This window comes from Burkholderia pseudomultivorans (assembly GCF_902499075.1).
Classification (GTDB): Bacteria; Pseudomonadota; Gammaproteobacteria; order Burkholderiales; family Burkholderiaceae; genus Burkholderia; species Burkholderia pseudomultivorans.
Window position 1 is genome coordinate 18,710 of the sequence record NZ_CABVPP010000069.1, and the last position, 16,382, is coordinate 35,091.

Below are 16,382 nucleotides of genomic sequence, written 5' to 3' on the forward strand. Positions count from 1 at the left end.
GGCGCGCTCGCGCCCCGCCCGGACTCGCGTCAGAACAGCGATTCGTCGACTTCCATCAGCGTCTTCGAACCGGCGCGCGCGGCGCGGATCGTCGCGGCCGTTTCCGGCAGCAGGCGCGCGAAGTAGAAGCGCGCCGTCGCGAGCTTCGACTTGTAGAACGGATCACCCGACGCTTCGTTGTCGAGCGCGAGGCGCGCCATGCGGGCCCAGAAGTACGAGAACACCAGGTGGCCGACGGTGCGCAGGTACGGCACGGCGGCGGCGCCGACTTCGTCCGGGTTCTGCATCGCCTTCATGCCGATTTCCATCGTCAGCTTCTGCACCTTCTCGCCGATGTCCGCGAGCGGGTTGATGAACTCGGCCATCTCCGGCTTCACGCCTTCGGCTTCCGCGAATTCCGTGACGAGCTTGCCGAACTTCTTCAGCTTCGCGCCCATGTCGCCGAGCACCTTGCGGCCGAGCAGGTCGAGCGACTGGATCGAGTTCGTGCCTTCGTAGATCATGTTGATCCGCGCGTCGCGCACGTACTGCTCCATCCCCCACTCGGAGATGAAGCCGTGGCCGCCGTAGATCTGCATCGCGTGGTTGGTCGACTCGAACGCGTTGTCGGTCAGGAACGCCTTGATGATCGGCGTGAGCAGCGCGACGAGGTCGGCCGCTTCCTTGCGCACCGCTTCGTCGGCGTGCGACAGCTCCTTGTCGATCTGCAGCGCGGACCAGTACGTGAACGCGCGCGCGCCTTCCGCGTACGCCTTCTGCGTGAGCAGCATGCGGCGCACGTCCGGGTGCACGATGATCGGGTCGGCCGGCTTGTCCGGCGCCTTCGGGCCCGTCAGCGAGCGCATCTGCAGACGCTCCTTCGCATACGCGAGCGAGTTCTGGTACGCGACTTCGGTGAGGCCGAGGCCCTGCATGCCGACGCCCAGGCGCGCGGCGTTCATCATCACGAACATCGCGTTGAGGCCCTTGTTCGGCTCGCCGACCATCCAGCCCTTCGCGTTGTCGAGGTTCATCACGCAGGTCGAGTTGCCGTGGATGCCCATCTTGTGCTCGATCGAGCCGCACTTGATGCCGTTGCGCTCGCCCGGCTCGCCGGCCGCATCGGGGATGAACTTCGGCACGATGAACAGCGAGATCCCCTTCGTGCCCTGCGGCGCGTCCGGCAGGCGCGCGAGCACGAGGTGGATGATGTTCTTCGACATGTCGTGCTCGCCGCTCGAGATGAAGATCTTCGTGCCGCTGATCGAGTACGAGCCGTCGCCGTTCGGCTCGGCCTTGGTGCGCAGGATGCCGAGGTCGGTGCCGCAGTGCGGCTCGGTCAGGCACATCGTGCCCGTCCATTCGCCCGACACGAGCTTCGGCAGATACTGCTGCTGGAGTTCCGGCGCGCCGTGCGCGTGCAGGCATTCGTAGGCGCCGTGCGACAGGCCCGGATACATCGTCCAGGCCTGGTTCGCCGAGTTCAGCATTTCGTACAGCGCGTTGTTCACGAACGCGGGCAGGCCCTGGCCGCCGTAGTCCGGATCGCAGCCGAGCGCCGGCCAGCCGGCCTCGACGTACTGCCGATACGCTTCCTTGAAGCCGGTCGGCGTCTTCACGACGCCGTCGCCTTCATACGTGCAGCCTTCGCGGTCGCCGACCTGGTTCAGCGGAAACAGCACCTCGGCGCAGAACTTGCCCGCCTCTTCGAGGACCTGGTTGATCGTGTCGGCGTCGAGATCCGCATGCTTGGGCATTTGCTTGAGCTCGGCTTCGACGTTCAGAAGCTCGTGCAACACGAATTGCATGTCGCGCAGCGGCGCGGCGTACTGTCCCATGACTCTCTCCAAAGGTGGGCAATCGGCTCAAGCTCCAGGCGGGCGGATCACGCGCCGCTAACGGCTCTCGCTCTGATACGAAACAATCGTCTTTTCCAGCGCGGCCCACGTGAGGCGCACCGCATCCGGCGAATGCAGGAAGCGCGCGTCGTGATGCAGGCCGAGCGTGAAGCTGTACAACTCGAAGAGCATCAGGTCCGGATCGGTATCCGCACGCAGATGCCCCTCTTTCATCGCCTGCGAAATGGCGCGCAGCAACGCGGCACGCCAGGCGGTCACGCTCGCGATCAACTGCTCGCGCACGGGACTGTCCGGCCGGTCGTCGTACTCGACGGCGCCGCTGATGTAGATGCACCCGGTCGTCACCTCCTGGATGCGCTTCTCGATCCAGCGCGCCAGCATCGCCCGCAGGCGCGGCAGACCGCGCGGCTCGCGCAGACTCGGAAAGAACACCTCGTTTTCGAAACGATGGTGGTACTCGCGGACGACCTCGACCTGCAGGTCCTCGCGCGATCCGAAGTGCGCGAACACGCCGCTCTTGCTCATCTGCATCCGTTCGGCCAGCAGGCCGATCGTCAGCCCCTCCAGCCCGTCACGGCTGGCGAGGTCCAAAGCAGCTTCGAGTATCGCGGCACGCGTCTGTTCGCCTTTTCGCATAGCTTTTTCTGTCACCGTTCGGGGGTTCAAATAAAATCGAACGGCCGTACTATTATTGGGTGCGACCGCCCGCGGAAACAAGGAAATTATTAGAAACCGGTGTCTAACCGAGCCGCTATTTTGCGCGATTCCGGCGGCGCCGGAGCGGCTTTTCCGCACGAACGTGCGGTCTTTTTTGAAGTGTGCGCTTAATCGTAGCTGCCGACCGTCAGCGCCTTCATCACGATGCGGTATGTCGTGTACGCGAGCCAGTTCAGGATACGCTCGCCGAGCGGGCGCGCCGCATAGAGTGCGGGGTCGATTTCGCGGCCGTCCTCGAACGCCGCCGCGATCGCGTCGCGCAGCTCGTTCGTGATCGCGTCGTAGCGCACGAGCACGACATTGGCCTCATTGTTCAGCATCAGGCTCAATGCGTCCAGATTCGACGAGCCGACCGTCGCCCAATTATCGTCGATCACGGCCACCTTGCCGTGCAGCATCGTCTTGTCGTATTCGGCCACGCGCACGCCCGCGCGCAGCAGAGCGCGATACAGGAACGGCACGGCCGTATCGAGCGCCGCGAATTCCTTGCGGCCGATCAGGATGCGCACGTCGACGCCGCGCCGCGCGGCGCCGGTCAACGCGCGGCGCAGCTTGCGGCCCGGCATGAAGTACGGGTTCGCGAGCAGGATCCGCTGGCGCGCGCGGCCGATCGCCGCGAGATACGCCTTCTCGATCGTGCGGCGGTTGACGACGTTGTCGCGCGCGACGAACGCGACGCTCGGCTCGGTCACGACGCGCAGCGCGCCGGCCTTGATCCACCGATGGCTGCGCATCCAGCGCCGGAACATCTCGGGGAAGGCTTCGCCGCCGTGCAGCCCGGCCGCGTACTGCGCATACGGCTTGTGGCCGAACAGGATCCGGTGCCACTGCAGTTCGAACGCGGCGCGCACGTCCGACACGACGGGCCCCGTCATCTCGACCGCGAAATCCCAGCGCGGGTGCGGCAGTGTCGTGCCGTTCTGCGCGTAGTCGTCGACGATGTTGATGCCGCCGCAGAACGCGGCGTCGCGATCGATCACCGCGAGCTTGCGGTGCGTGCGCGAGAAACCGAAGCGTCCGAACAGGTAGCGGTTGTAGATGCAGTGCTCGATGCCGGCGTCCGCCCACGCGTCGAACAGCGGCGTGCGCGCGGTGCCGACGCCGTCGGTGATCACGCGCACGCGCACGCCGCGCTGCGCGGCGCGGATCAGCGCGTCCGACACCGGGCGGCCCGCCGCGTCGTCGCAGAAAATGTAGGTTTCGAGCATCACCTGCTCGCGCGCGGCATCGATGCGGTCGATCAGCGCGGGGAAGAATTCGCCGCCGCCCTCGCACAGCCGCACCGTGTTGCCGGTCGTGAAGGCGAGCCTCGACGCGGAACCGCGCTCCTGCAGGAACATCTGCCGCAACTGCGCAAAACGCTTGCGGGCCTCCGCCGTCATGCGGACGCGCCGTGTTGCGCGAGCGCCGCGCGCACGGGCAGCTGCAGGATCGCTTCGGCGTTCGACGGCGAGAAGCAGCGCGCGGCGGCGTCGCGATACGGCAGCCACGCGTAGTCGACATGTTCGCGCGGCGACAGCGTCACGTCGACGCGGCGCGGCACGCACAGGCCGAACCAGTGCTCGGTGTTGCGCGTAACGCCCGGCGCATAGCGGTGCAGGTATTGCGGGTAGATCGTGTATTCGATCCGGTGGTGCCAGTCGACCAGCGCGTCGCGCGGCACCTCCGGCGTACCGACCGCGATGCCGGTCTCCTCGGCCACCTCGCGCGCGGCGGTGACCGCCAGCGGCTCGTCGGGCGTGTCCTTCGACCCCGTCACCGATTGCCAGAATTCGGTCTGGTCGGCGCGCTTGATCACCAGCACGTCGAGCTCCGGGGTGTAGATCACGACGAGAACGGATTCGGGGATTTTCGGCGGCTTCGTCATCTTTGTTTCATACGGCGGGGCCGCGCCGGGCGCTCACGTCCCGAACGTGCGGCAAGTGCTGCGACTGTACCGCAAAAAGCGAAAAAGGCGCATCGCGGCGCCTTTTTCTTCGAGCGATGTGCGCGTTGCCGCGCACACCGCGATGCACGCACGCGCGTTACGCCTTCGGCTGCTCCGGCTGGCGCAGGCGGATGTGCAGTTCGCGCAGCTGACGCTCGTCGACCGGACTCGGCGCCTGCGTGAGCAGATCCTGCGCACGTTGCGTCTTCGGGAACGCGATCACGTCGCGGATCGAATCGGCGCCGGCCATCATCGTGACGATGCGGTCGAGGCCGAACGCGATACCGCCGTGCGGCGGCGCGCCGTACTGCAGCGCGTCGAGCAGGAAGCCGAACTTCGCCTGTGCTTCTTCCGCGCCGATCTTCAGCGCGCGGAACACCTTGCTCTGCACTTCCTCGCGGTGGATACGCACCGAGCCGCCGCCGATTTCCCAGCCGTTCAGCACCATGTCGTATGCCTTCGCGAGGCAGCGGCCCGGGTCGGTCTCGAGGTACTCGAGGTGCTCGTCCTTCGGGCTCGTGAACGGGTGGTGCGCGGCGACGTAGCGTGCGTCTTCGTCGTCGTATTCGAACATCGGGAAATCGACGACCCACAGCGGCTTCCAGCCCGCTTCGACGAGGCCGTTCGCCTTGCCGAATTCGGAATGGCCGATCTTCAGGCGCAGCGCGCCGAGGCTGTCGTTGACGACCTTCGCGCGGTCGGCCGCGAAGAAGATGATGTCGCCGTCTTCAGCGCCGGTGCGCTCGAGGATCGCCGCGATCGACGCGTCGTGCAGGTTCTTGACGATCGGGCTTTGCAGGCCGTCGCGGCCCTTCGCCTTCTCGTTGACCTTGATCCACGCGAGGCCCTTCGCGCCGTAGATGCGCACGAATTCCGTGTAGCCGTCGATGTCGCCGCGCGACAGCTCGGCGCCCTTCGGCACGCGCAGCGCCGCGACGCGGCCGTCCTTCGCGTTGGCCGGCGTGCTGAACACCTTGAAGTCGACGTCCTTCATCGCGTCGGTCAGCTCGGTGAATTCGAGCTTCACGCGCAGGTCCGGCTTGTCCGAGCCGAAACGCGCCATCGCTTCCGAGTACGGCATCACCGGGAATTTCTCGTCGAGGGCGACGTCGATCGTCGTCTTGAAGATGTGACGGATCATGTCCTCGAACAGGTCGCGGATTTCCTGTTCGCCGAGGAACGACGTCTCGCAGTCGATCTGCGTGAATTCCGGCTGGCGGTCGGCACGCAGGTCTTCGTCGCGGAAGCACTTGGTGATCTGGTAGTAGCGGTCGAAGTTCGCGACCATCAGCAGCTGCTTGAACAGCTGCGGCGACTGCGGCAGCGCGAAGAACTGGCCCGCGTTCACGCGGGACGGCACCAGGTAGTCGCGCGCGCCTTCCGGCGTGCTCTTCGTCAGCATCGGCGTTTCGATGTCGATGAAGCCCTGCTCGTCGAGGTACTTGCGTGCCTCGATCGCGACGCGGTAGCGCAGGCGCAGGTTGTGCTGCATCTGCGGACGGCGCAGGTCGAGCACGCGGTGCGTGAGGCGCGTCGTTTCCGACAGGTTGTCGTCGTCGAGCTGGAACGGCGGCGTGATCGACGCGTTCAGCACGTTCAGCTCGTGGCACAGCACCTCGATCTTGCCGCTCTTCAGGCCCGCGTTGACCGTGCCTTCCGGACGGTTGCGCACGAGACCCTTCACCTGCACGCAGAACTCGTTGCGCACGCCTTCGGCGGTCGCGAACATTTCCGCGCGATCCGGGTCGCACACGACCTGCACCAGGCCTTCACGATCGCGCAGGTCGATGAAGATCACACCGCCGTGATCGCGGCGGCGCTGCACCCAGCCGCACAGCGACACGGTTTGGCCCAGCAGGTGTTCGGTCACGAGACCGCAGTATTCAGTACGCATCGACATGATGTTTGCTTTCGTTCGGTTTGATCAACGGGCGCCGCAACGCGCGGCCCGGGCGATGATTCTTGGCTTACAGCGGCGGCTCGACGGGGCGGCGGGCGGGCGCCGGAACCGGCGCCGGAGGCGCCACGACGCCCATCGAGACGATGTACTTGAGCGCGGCATCGACCGACATGTCGAGTTCGATGACTTCGCTCTTCGGCAGCATCAGGAAGAAGCCCGACGTCGGGTTCGGCGTCGTGGGCACGTACACGCTCACGTACTCTTCCGTCAGATGGTTGACCACGTCGCCGCCGGGCGCGCCGGTCAGAAACGCGATCGTATACGAGCCGCGACGCGGGTATTCGATCAGCAGCGCCTTGCGGAACGCGTTGCCGCTGCTCGACAGCAGCGTGTCCGACACCTGCTTGACGCTCGTGTAGATCGGCCCGACGACCGGGATGTGACGCACCACCGCGTTCCACCACGTGACGAGCTTCTGGCCGATGAAGTTCTGCGTGGCCAGCCCGACGACGAAGATGAACGCGAGTGTCAGCACCGCGCCGATGCCCGGCAGGTGGAAGCCGAGCATCCGCTCCGGCTGCCACGATTCGGGCAGCAGCAGCAGCGTCTGGTCCATCGTGCCGATGATGAGGCCGAGCACCCACAGCGTAATCGCGAGCGGGACGAGAACCAGCAGGCCGGTCAGAAACACCGATTTCAGGGTCGTCTTTTTCATCATCTGCCGTCAATGGACCGCGCCGGCGGCGCGAAATGGGCGCGGCCCGGTGGGGCCGCGACTGTCAACTGCTGGCGGCGGCGGGCGCCGCGGCCGGTGCCGGCGCGGCGCTCGACGGTGCAGCGGCGCCCGACGCAACGGCGCCCGACCCATCCTCATCCGCTTCGGCGGCGGTCTCCGTCAGGTCGGCGCTCGCGCCGAACACGGACGAGAACACGTCCGGCAGCCCGCCTTCGCCGGCGGCATACGGATTGGCGCTCATGCGCGCAGGCGCCGCGGCGGGCCGCGCCACGATGCCCGGCACCGCGGCGGCCGGCACGGACTCCGGCGTGCGCAGCGCGACACGCGGTCGTGCAGCGGCGGCCGGCGGCGCGACCGCGGCCAGTTCGGCGTCGGCGAGTGCGACGATTTCGACGCTGCCGTCATCGAGCGTGCGGTTCGACAGCACGACGGCGTCGGCGCCGAGTGCCTCGCGCACCAGACGAAGCGCGTCGCGGCTCGTCGCGCCGGTGAATTTGCGAATGTTCAAGCGGAACCCCCGATGACGTTAACAACCTTGATCGTGCGTGTGTCCGGCACTTCGGCGTACGACAGCACTTTCAATTGCGGCAGGCTGCGGCGCAGGAAGCGCGCGAGCATCGCGCGCAACGCGTGCTGCACGAGCAGCACGGGCGGCAGCCCGAGATTCTGTTGACGCAGCATCGCCTGTTGCGTGCCGGTCAGAAGCGTGTGCGCGAGGCCGGGCTCGAGGCCCGGGTTCGCGCCGGTGGCAAGCGCCTGCGACAGCACGCGCTCGAGATTCGCGTCGAGCCCCATCACCTGCATCTCGCCCGCGCCCGGATACCACTGCTGCGTGATCGCGCGGCCGAGCGCGAGCCGCACGGCGGCCGTGATCTCGTACGCGTCGCCGCGCCCCGCATGCTCGGAGACGGCCTCGAGGATCGTGCGCATGTCGCGGATCGGCACGCCTTCCTCGAGCAGGTTCTGCAGCACCTTCTGCAGCGTCGTCAGCGAGATCGTCTTCGGCACGAGGTCCTCGACGAGCGACGGCGCGTCCTTGCCGGTGCGCTCGACGAGCGCCTGCACTTCCTGGCGGCCGAGCAGCTCGGCCGCGTGCTGGACGACCAGATGGTTCAGGTGCGTCGCGACGACCGTGCTCGCGTCGACCACCGTGTAGCCGTACACCTGCGCCTGTTCGCGCATCGCGACGTCGATCCACACGGCGGGCAGCCCGAACGCCGGATCCTGCGTGACGGCGCCCGGCAGCGCGGCCGTCACCTGGCCGGGATTGATCGCGAGCCACTGGCCCGGGAACACTTCGCCGGTGCCGATCTCGACGCCCTTCAGCGCGATCCGGTACGCGTTCGGCCGCAGCTCGAGGTTGTCGCGGATATGAATCACCGGCGGCAGGAAGCCGATTTCCTGCGCGAATTTCTTGCGGATGCTCTTGATGCGCTTCAGCAGCTCGCCGTCGCTGTTCTTGTCGACCAGCGGAATCAGCCGGTAGCCGACTTCGAGGCCGAGCGGGTCGATCAGCTGCACGTCGTCCCAGGTCGCCTCGTGGCTGTCGGCCGACAGCGCGGCGGGCGGCGCGATCTCGGTCACGTCGCCGGCCGCCTTGCGGGCCGCCGCGCGCTTCGTCTGCGTGCGGGCCAGCCAGATCGCGCCGCCGCCGAGCAGCAGGAACGCGAAGTGCGGCATGCCGGGAATCAGCCCCATCAGCACGATGATCGCGCCGGTGATCGTCAGCACGCGCGGGTTGGTGAACAGCTGGCCGGTGATCTGCGTGCCGATGTCCTCGTCGGTCGCGACGCGCGACACGATCACGCCGGCGGCGGTCGAGATCACGAGCGACGGGATCTGCGCGACGAGGCCGTCGCCGATCGTCAGCAGCGTGTAGTTGGTGCCCGCCGCTGCGAACGTCATGTCGTGCTGGATCATGCCGACGATCAGGCCGCCGATCACGTTGATCGCCATGATGATCAGGCCCGCGATCGCGTCGCCGCGCACGAACTTCGACGCGCCGTCCATCGACCCGTAGAACTCCGCCTCCTGCGCGACGGCCTGGCGGCGCTTTCTCGCCTGCTCCTCGTTGATCAGGCCCGCGTTCAGGTCGGCGTCGATCGCCATCTGCTTGCCCGGCATCGCGTCGAGCGTGAAGCGCGCGGACACTTCGGCGATCCGTCCCGCGCCCTTCGTGATCACCATGAAGTTGATGATCATCAGGATCACGAACACGACGATGCCGACCGCGAAGTTGCCGCCGACCAGGAAGTGGCCGAACGCCTCGATCACCTGCCCGGCCGCGTCGGGGCCGGTGTGGCCTTCGAGCAGCACGACGCGCGTCGACGCGACGTTCAGCGACAGGCGCAGCAGCGTCGAGAACAGCAGCACGCTCGGGAACGCCGCGAAGTCGAGCGGCTTCATCGTGTACATGCTGACGAGCAGCACCATCACGGACAGCGCGATGTTGAACGTGAACAGCAGATCCAGCAGCACCGGCGGCAGCGGCAGGATCATCATCCCGAGGATCATGCAGATCAGGATCGGACCCGCGAGCGCGCGCAGGTTGGTGCCCGCCAGCAGGTTCGGGCGCTTCGCGAACAGGCTCGGCGTGCTCATGCCGCCTCCCCGAGCGAACTAATACGGGCGCGGGTGCTGGTCATCGTGCACCTCCGAGCGCGTCCTGCGCTTCCTCGCGCTCGTCGTCGGCAGGCACCGACGCACCCTTGTCGAGATCGGCCGGCACGTCGAGATCGACCGGCACCGCGGGGAACGCGCCGCCTTCCGAGCGGAAGCGCTTCAGCTGGTACACCCACGCGAGCACTTCGGCGACGGCCGCGTACAGCGAGCCGGGAATCTCGCGTTCGAGTTCGACGTTGTGGTAGAGCGCCCGCGCGAGCGGCGGCGCTTCGAGCAGCGGCACGTTGTGTTCGGCCGCGAGTTCGCGGATCCGGGCGGCGACGAGGTTCACGCCCTTCGCGACGACCTTCGGCGCGCGCATCTCGCCGTCCGTGTACTGCAGCGCGACCGCGAAGTGCGTCGGGTTCGTGACGACCACGTCGGCCTTCGGCACGGCCGCCATCATCCGGCGGCGCGCGATCGCGCGCTGCTGCTGGCGGATGCGCCCCTTCACGTGCGGATCGCCCTCGTTCTCGCGATGTTCGCGCTTCACTTCTTCCTTCGTCATGCGCAGCTTCTTGTTGTACTGCCAGAGTTGATACGGCACGTCGAGCCCGGCGACCACCAGCATCCCGGCGACCGTCGTGCCGCAGCACACGGCGACCAGGTGCAGCGCATCGACGAGCGCCGCGTCGAGCGGCTGGATCGCGAGGCCGAGCAGTTCGTCCTTGCTGCGCCAGATCGCGATGCCGCCGATCCCGCCGACGACGAGCGTCTTCGCGATCGACATCCCGAGCTGGATCGGCCCCTGGATCGAGAAGATCCGGCCGAGGCCCGAGATCGGGTTCAGCCGGTCGAACTTCAGCTCGAAGGTCTTCTGCGAGATCAGCCAGCCGCCGAGCGCCATCGGCGCGAGCAGCGCCGCCAGCCCGGTCAGCGCGAGGATCGGCAGCAGCGCGGCGAAGCCTTCGAGGCTCGCGCTGCCGGCTGCCGACAGCATCCGGTGCGTATCGAACGCGGTCGCGCGGTCGAACGAGAACGCGCCGCGCAGCATCGTCTGCAGATGCGCGCCCGACGGGCCCGCGAGCAGCCATGCGCCGTAGAACCCGGCCGCGAGCAGCGCGAACGAAGCCAGCTCGCGCGAACGCGCGACCTGCCCCTCCTCGCGCGCCTTCTCGCGGCGTCTCGGAGTGGCGGCTTCGGTTCTGTCGAGATCGCTCTCGTCTGCCACGGTGCCTCCAGTCGGGTACGGCGGAATGCCGCTTTCCAGTGACACCGATTATTCATGGAGGCGTCAAACGCCGATCGGTCGAGCAAAGCCGGGAAAGGGGGGTATTTCGGGGAATCGGGCGGCCCGGTGCGGGCCCGCCGACGGCGGGAAACGCGCGGGTGCGCGTCACGCGCGGCGGCGGCGCCCGTGAATGAAAAAAGGGGGCGATTCGATCGCCCCCCTTGCCGCTTGCTGCAAGTCGTGTCTCGCTCAGAACGCGACGTAAGGCGCCGCGCCGCCCATCGACGTGCGATCCATCCCGAAGTAGATCGTCTTGCCGTAGAAGTGCGGCAGGCCGAGATCCAGCCATGACGACGGGTTCGTCGTCGGCGTCGAGCTCATCGGCCCCGCGATGTCGTCGAACGCAAACGTCGACGAGTTCGAGAACAACGCATCCGCGTTCGCCACCGGCATCGACACGTTGCCGGTCGTGCCGTTCTGGCCGGCCAGCGTCGCCGTATAGGTGACGGTCGACGACGGGCAGTAGAAGTCCCGGTTGGTCGTACAGATCGTCTGCGAATCGTCGAAGAAGTACGCATTGGAGCCCGTATCGAAGAACGCGCCGCCGCCGTTCGCCGTCAGCAGCGAGCGCCCCTGGAACGTCGCATCGACGTCGCCCGCCGTCGTCGAAGTCAGCACGGTCGACGCGCCGAGCGCGTTGTTGCTCTGCGTGCCGATCCCGAAGATCAGCTGGCCCGTCGCACTCGCCTGCCCGCTGCTCGAAATGGCCGGCATCTTCACGATCACGCCGTTGTTGTCGTTCGCGAAACGATGAACCGGATTGGCCACTACCTGCGATTGCGACACCAGCGTCGTCGCGCAGCTCGAATTGCCGTTCGGACAGGCGTAGTAGTTGCTGTAGGTCGCCGACGACGCGGTCGTGCAACTGGTGCCGCAGTCGTACGGCGCCGGTCCGACGCCGAGGATCCCGTTCGCGCCGAGCGCGCTCGCCGTGTTGGCCGACGCGCGATTTCCTGCGCACGAATTCGGCACGTTGGCCGTGTCGAGATCGCCGATGATCTGCACCGGCAGCGAACTCGCCTGCTCGCTGCCGATCGTCAGGTCGACGGTGCGCACCGACCCCCACGTATAGCTCGACACGAACATCCCGCACTCGGCCAGCGGCGCGCCGCCGCTGGTCGACTGCGGCAATGCGCTGAGGACGCCCGACACCGCGGAACCGACGAGCCGCAGCCCGTACGACGCGGTATCGACGAGCACGTTGTCGACGACCTGGCAGTTCGACGTGCCCGGCGCGCAGATCGTCACGCTGACGGTCGGAATATTGATGACGTTCGACACGCCGGTGCCGACCGTGATGGTGGCCGTGTTGGCGGTATTGCCCGACGCGCCGCTGCCGCTGCCATTACCCGAACCGGAACCGCTGCCGGCGCTGTTGCCGCCGCCGCTGCCGCCGTCTCCGCCGCCGCATGCCGTCACGACCAGGGCCGTCGCGGCCGCGAGACTCAGCACGCCGAGCCAGCGCATGAATGTACGAGGAATTCGCAAGATCGCTCTCCCGCTGTCACTGGATGTCGTTGCCGGTCAGCCCGGCAGGCAGCGCCGTCGGCAGCCACGCCTGCCCCGAGAAGGCGCCCATGTGGCCCCCTGTCCGGATCACGAGGTCGCTCGTGCCGACGGACACGGGCGCGCGCCAGCCGCGCGCCGCGTGCGCGGCTTCAACGCCGGCGGTGTACTGTGGGAAATAGCTGCCGAGCAGCGAGGCGAGGTCGGGCATCGTCGGTCCGTGCCATGCGAGGCCGAACACGGTGCCGGACGCCGACGTGTACTCGTGGATGACGGTGCCCGATCCGAGCGTGATCTCGCGCACCGTATAGGCGGCCGCGCTCGCCTGCGCGCCGCCGGCCGAGCGCATGGCGCGCTGCGTCGCGCGCACCGTGGCGGCCGGATCGTTCGCCGGCGGCGACATCGGCGCGCCGCCCAGTTCCGCGTGCGCGTGGACCGCCCACAGCACGCTCGTTGCCGCCGCCGCACGTGCGGCGCTCCAGCCCAAACGTTTCAGCTTCACGTTCCCCCCCAAGGGACTCGCCCGATGCAGGCGCCCGCGCCGGCCATCGCGAAAGTCGTATGAATGACGTTTTGTTGCCGCTGACGCGTAGTATGCCTGCTGACTGTGACGGCGTGTCAATTCGGCCGGCGAAGCGAGGTCCGGCTGGGCCGGACGGTACGCGCAACGGGCGCCGGGGGGCGGGGCGCCCGCTGCGCGCGTGTCAGAAGCCGAGGCTTGCAAGCAGGTCGTCGACCTGCGCCTGGTCCTGGACGACGTCGGACCGGCCTTCCGGCGCGATCTGCGGCCCGTTCAACAGCGATTCGGGGCTGCCGGTCGCGCTCGTCTGCTCGGCCTCCAGCGCGAGTGCGGCCGCGGTCGCCGCGAACTGCTCGCGCCGTTCCGGCGCGATATTCTCGACCAGCACAGTCAGCAGCTGCTGCTCGATCAGGTAGACCATGTCCATGATCTTCTTGATCACCTGCCCGGTCAGGTCCTGGAAATCCTGCGCGAGCATGATCTCGAGCAGCTGCGCGTTGGTTGCCGCGGTCGCGTCCGGCAGCGCGTGCAGGAACGCGCGCGTGTCGTCCATCAGCTCGCGCACTTCCGCATGCTCGATCGGCGCCGCGTACCACTGCGTCCAGCGCCCGTCGAGCGCCTCGGCCTCGTTCTGGATGCGCTCCTGCACCGGCTTCGCGATCTCGATCGCGTTGAGCACGCGCTCGGCGGCCTGCTCGGTCATCGTCGCGACGTAGCGCAGCCGGTCGCGCGCGTCCGGCACGGCTTCCGCCGCGCGCTCGACGTGCTTGTCGAGCCCGAGCTCGCGCATCGAATCGCGCAGCGTGCGCGTCACCTGGCCGATGCGCGCGAGGATGCGGTCGCTCGCGAGATCGGCGCCTTCGGGCTGGCCGTCGGGGGGAAACCCGGCGCCGGCCAGCGCGGCATGGATCGGCTCGTTCACGTCAGCTCCCGGCCTTCGCCATCTTGTCGATGATCTTGTTCAGCTTCTCGTCGAGCGTCGCGGCCGTGAACGGTTTCACGACATAGCCGCTCGCGCCGGCCTGCGCGGCCGCGATGATGTTCTCCTTCTTCGACTCGGCCGTGACCATCAGCACCGGCAGGTGCGTGAGCGTCGCGTCCGCGCGGATTTCCTTCAGCATCGCGAGACCGTCGAGGTTCGGCATGTTCCAGTCCGAGATCACGAAATCGTAGCCGCCGCCGCGCAGCCGCGCGAGACCGGTCAGGCCGTCCTCCGCTTCGTCGACGTTCGAGTAGCCCAGTTCCTTGAGCAGGTTGCGGACGATCCGGCGCATCGTCGGGAAATCGTCCACCACCAGGATTTTCATGCTCTTGTCCATCGTCGTTCCTTTCCAGATTCGTTTCCGTCGAGGCGCGCCACGTCGGTCGCGCCCCGCCACATCTCGTTAAACGCGCTGCACGCGGTCGCCCATCGTTGCGAGCCGCGCCATCACGCGCCGGCTCATTTCGGCGAGCGGCGCGATCTCGTCCGCGCCGCCGAGCGCGATCGCCTCGCGCGGCATCCCGAACACGATGCAGCTCGCCTCGTCCTGCGCGAACGTGTGTGCGCCCGCGCGTTTCATGTCCAGCAGCCCGGCTGCGCCGTCGCGGCCCATCCCGGTCAGGATCACGCCGATCGCGTTCTTGCCTGCGTGCGTCGCCGCCGAGCGGAACAGCACGTCGACCGACGGCCGGTGACGGTTCACCGGCGGCTCGTCCGACAGTTGCGCGATGTAGTTCGCGCCGCTTCTCGCGAGCAGCAGGTGCGCGTGGCCCGGCGCGATGTACGCGTGGCCCGGCAGCACGCGCTCGCCGTGCTCGGCTTCCTTCACCGCGATCCGGCACAGGCCGTTCAGCCGCTGCGCGAACGACTTCGTGAAGCCGGGCGGCATGTGCTGCGCGATCAGCACGGCCGGCGCGTCCGGCGGCAGCGGCGTCAGCACCTCGCGGATCGCCTCGGTGCCGCCCGTCGACGCACCGATGATGATCAGCTTCTCGGTACTGACGAGCGGGTTGTTGATCATCGGCGCGGCCGGGTGGCCCGCCGCGGCGCGCGCGGCGGCCTGCGGCTGCGGCGCCTGGCGCACGCGGGCGCGCGACGCCGCGCGGATCTTGTCGGCGAGCTTTTCCGCGTAGTCGAGCATCCCGTCGCGGATCCCGACGCGCGGCTTCGTGACGAAATCCACCGCGCCGAGCTCCAGCGCGCGCAGCGTGATCTCCGAGCCGCGCTCGGTCAGCGACGACACCATCACGACCGGCATCGGCCGCAGGCGCATCAGCTTCTCGAGGAAGTCGAGCCCGTCCATGCGCGGCATCTCGACGTCCAGCGTCAGCACGTCGGGGTTGTGCTGCTTGATGAGCTCGCGCGCGACCAGCGGATCGGGCGCGGTCGCGCACACCGTCATGTCGGGCTGGCCGTTGATGATCTCGGTCATCAGGCTGCGGATCAGCGCCGAGTCGTCGACGCACAACACTTTGATCTTTTGCACTACGTTCACGCCTCCTGCTTTTTCGATGGGGTGGCGGCATACGGGCTGCCGGCGTACGGGCTCCCGGCATACGGGCTCCCGGCGTACGGGCCCCCGGCGCGTACGCCGCCCGCACCGCCTGCGCTTCCCGCGCTCGCCCCGCGCGCGCCGAACAGCTCGATGCGCGGGCGCGCCGGCTGCGGCGCGGCCGGCCGCTTCGCCTGGAACAGCTCGACTTGCGCGCGCGACCGCGCGGCGCGGGCCCGCTCGGCATCGCGTGCGAGCGCGGCTTCGCGCTCGGCGACGCCCGGCACCTGGAGGCGCAGCTTCTTCACCATCGCGCGCCCCGTATGCGGCATGAACGCGACCTTGCGCGGATGCACGCCCTGCAGGTCCTCCGCGGTGATGCGGATGCGCTCGAGCGCAAGATAGCGGCGCACGAATTCCGCGTTGCGGTCGCCGATGTTGATCGTCGTCATCCCGGCCAGCACGGCCGCGCCGCCGAACACCTTCGCCTCGAAGCGCTCGCGGCGGCCGCCGGCCTTGATCAGCTCGTTGATCAGTACTTCCATCGCATACGCGCCGTAGCGCATCGACTCCGACGCTGCCGCGCCGGGATCCGCGCCGTCGTCGGGCAGCATGAAGTGGTTCATCCCGCCGATGCCCGCGAACGGATCGTGCAGGCACGCGGCGACGCACGAGCCGAGCACGGTCACCAGCACCATGTCGTCGGCGGTCGTGTAGAACTCGTTCGGCAGCAGCTTCACGCCCGGCAGGCCGAAGTGGTTGTCGAAGTACCGGTTGGTCGCGATCGGCAGCGCGCTCATCCACGCTCTCCGGCGGCGGGCGCGGCCCGCAGGCGCGCGCGCGGCGCAGCGGCGGCCGTCGACGGCGCGGGC

Annotated in this window: 14 protein-coding genes and 1 pseudogene; all 15 read right to left on the reverse strand. The window is 68.0% G+C overall.

Going from position 1 to position 16,382, the window contains the following annotated elements; genetic code table 11:
- Window positions 1–29: 29 nt before the first annotated feature.
- The 15 genes and pseudogenes from BST28156_RS30100 to cheD all read right to left on the reverse strand — a co-directional run bounded on the left by BST28156_RS30100 (window position 30) and on the right by cheD (window position 16,310).
- Complete coding sequence (locus BST28156_RS30100; RefSeq protein ID WP_174904127.1) at window positions 30–1,817, reverse strand: acyl-CoA dehydrogenase C-terminal domain-containing protein; 1,788 nt, start codon at window positions 1,815–1,817, stop codon at window positions 30–32.
- 57 nt (window positions 1,818–1,874) lie between these two features.
- Window positions 1,875–2,474, reverse strand: a complete 600-nt coding sequence (locus BST28156_RS30105; protein WP_009693428.1) for a TetR/AcrR family transcriptional regulator — start codon at window positions 2,472–2,474, stop codon at window positions 1,875–1,877.
- Window positions 2,475–2,662: 188 nt separating this feature from the next.
- Window positions 2,663–3,937, reverse strand: coding sequence for a cardiolipin synthase ClsB (gene clsB / locus BST28156_RS30110; RefSeq protein ID WP_174904128.1), 1,275 nt, complete (start codon window positions 3,935–3,937; stop codon window positions 2,663–2,665).
- Window positions 3,934–4,422 (reverse strand): dihydroneopterin triphosphate diphosphatase, encoded by a 489-nt coding sequence (nudB, locus tag BST28156_RS30115; RefSeq protein WP_060240713.1) that lies wholly within the window; start codon window positions 4,420–4,422, stop codon window positions 3,934–3,936. The genes clsB and nudB overlap by 4 nt, the downstream gene beginning before the upstream one ends.
- 157 nt (window positions 4,423–4,579) lie before the next feature.
- Window positions 4,580–6,382 (reverse strand): aspartate--tRNA ligase, encoded by a 1,803-nt coding sequence (aspS, locus tag BST28156_RS30120; protein WP_040128151.1) that lies wholly within the window; start codon window positions 6,380–6,382, stop codon window positions 4,580–4,582.
- 67 nt (window positions 6,383–6,449) lie between these two features.
- Window positions 6,450–7,100 (reverse strand): DUF502 domain-containing protein, encoded by a 651-nt coding sequence (locus BST28156_RS30125; RefSeq protein WP_040128152.1) that lies wholly within the window; start codon window positions 7,098–7,100, stop codon window positions 6,450–6,452.
- A gap of 70 nt (window positions 7,101–7,170) precedes the next feature.
- A pseudogene (gene flhF / locus BST28156_RS30130) lies at window positions 7,171–7,626 on the reverse strand (flagellar biosynthesis protein FlhF); the annotation flags it as partial.
- Entirely contained in the window at window positions 7,623–9,719 is a 2,097-nt protein-coding gene (flhA, locus tag BST28156_RS30135) for a flagellar biosynthesis protein FlhA (RefSeq protein ID WP_060245977.1), read from the reverse strand. The pseudogene flhF and the gene flhA, both read right to left, overlap by 4 nt.
- 40 nt (window positions 9,720–9,759) lie before the next feature.
- Window positions 9,760–10,950: a flagellar biosynthesis protein FlhB gene (gene flhB, locus BST28156_RS30140; RefSeq protein WP_060245976.1), complete on the reverse strand. Its 1,191-nt coding sequence runs from the start codon at window positions 10,948–10,950 to the stop codon at window positions 9,760–9,762.
- Window positions 10,951–11,199: 249 nt separating this feature from the next.
- Window positions 11,200–12,498 carry a DUF3443 domain-containing protein gene (locus tag BST28156_RS30145; RefSeq protein ID WP_174904129.1) on the reverse strand — a complete coding sequence of 433 codons (1,299 nt, stop codon included), beginning with the start codon at window positions 12,496–12,498 and terminating at the stop codon, window positions 11,200–11,202.
- Window positions 12,499–12,514: 16 nt separating this feature from the next.
- Window positions 12,515–13,018 carry a DUF2844 domain-containing protein gene (locus BST28156_RS30150; protein WP_060245974.1) on the reverse strand — a complete coding sequence of 168 codons (504 nt, stop codon included), beginning with the start codon at window positions 13,016–13,018 and terminating at the stop codon, window positions 12,515–12,517.
- A 202-nt stretch (window positions 13,019–13,220) separates the two neighbouring features.
- Window positions 13,221–13,958, reverse strand: coding sequence for a protein phosphatase CheZ (gene cheZ, locus BST28156_RS30155; RefSeq protein ID WP_174904130.1), 738 nt, complete (start codon window positions 13,956–13,958; stop codon window positions 13,221–13,223).
- 1 nt (window position 13,959) lies between these two features.
- Window positions 13,960–14,355: a chemotaxis response regulator CheY gene (gene cheY / locus BST28156_RS30160; RefSeq protein WP_060245972.1), complete on the reverse strand. Its 396-nt coding sequence runs from the start codon at window positions 14,353–14,355 to the stop codon at window positions 13,960–13,962.
- 66 nt (window positions 14,356–14,421) lie between these two features.
- Window positions 14,422–15,504: a protein-glutamate methylesterase/protein-glutamine glutaminase gene (locus BST28156_RS30165; RefSeq protein ID WP_174904131.1), complete on the reverse strand. Its 1,083-nt coding sequence runs from the start codon at window positions 15,502–15,504 to the stop codon at window positions 14,422–14,424.
- Window positions 15,505–15,509: 5 nt separating this feature from the next.
- Window positions 15,510–16,310 (reverse strand): chemoreceptor glutamine deamidase CheD, encoded by an 801-nt coding sequence (gene cheD, locus BST28156_RS30170; RefSeq protein ID WP_174904132.1) that lies wholly within the window; start codon window positions 16,308–16,310, stop codon window positions 15,510–15,512.
- Window positions 16,311–16,382: the final 72 nt, after the last annotated feature.

Coding starts and splice junctions, on each gene's coding strand:
- BST28156_RS30100 (WP_174904127.1), bottom strand. CDS start 1,817: ATGGGACAGTACGCCGCGCCGCTGCGCGACATGCAATTCGTGTTGCAC.
- BST28156_RS30105 (WP_009693428.1), bottom strand. CDS start 2,474: ATGCGAAAAGGCGAACAGACGCGTGCCGCGATACTCGAAGCTGCTTTG.
- clsB (WP_174904128.1), bottom strand. CDS start 3,937: ATGACGGCGGAGGCCCGCAAGCGTTTTGCGCAGTTGCGGCAGATGTTC.
- nudB (WP_060240713.1), bottom strand. CDS start 4,422: ATGACGAAGCCGCCGAAAATCCCCGAATCCGTTCTCGTCGTGATCTAC.
- aspS (WP_040128151.1), bottom strand. CDS start 6,382: ATGTCGATGCGTACTGAATACTGCGGTCTCGTGACCGAACACCTGCTG.
- BST28156_RS30125 (WP_040128152.1), bottom strand. CDS start 7,100: ATGATGAAAAAGACGACCCTGAAATCGGTGTTTCTGACCGGCCTGCTG.
- flhA (WP_060245977.1), bottom strand. CDS start 9,719: ATGAGCACGCCGAGCCTGTTCGCGAAGCGCCCGAACCTGCTGGCGGGC.
- cheY (WP_060245972.1), bottom strand. CDS start 14,355: ATGGACAAGAGCATGAAAATCCTGGTGGTGGACGATTTCCCGACGATG.
- cheD (WP_174904132.1), bottom strand. CDS start 16,310: ATGAGCGCGCTGCCGATCGCGACCAACCGGTACTTCGACAACCACTTC.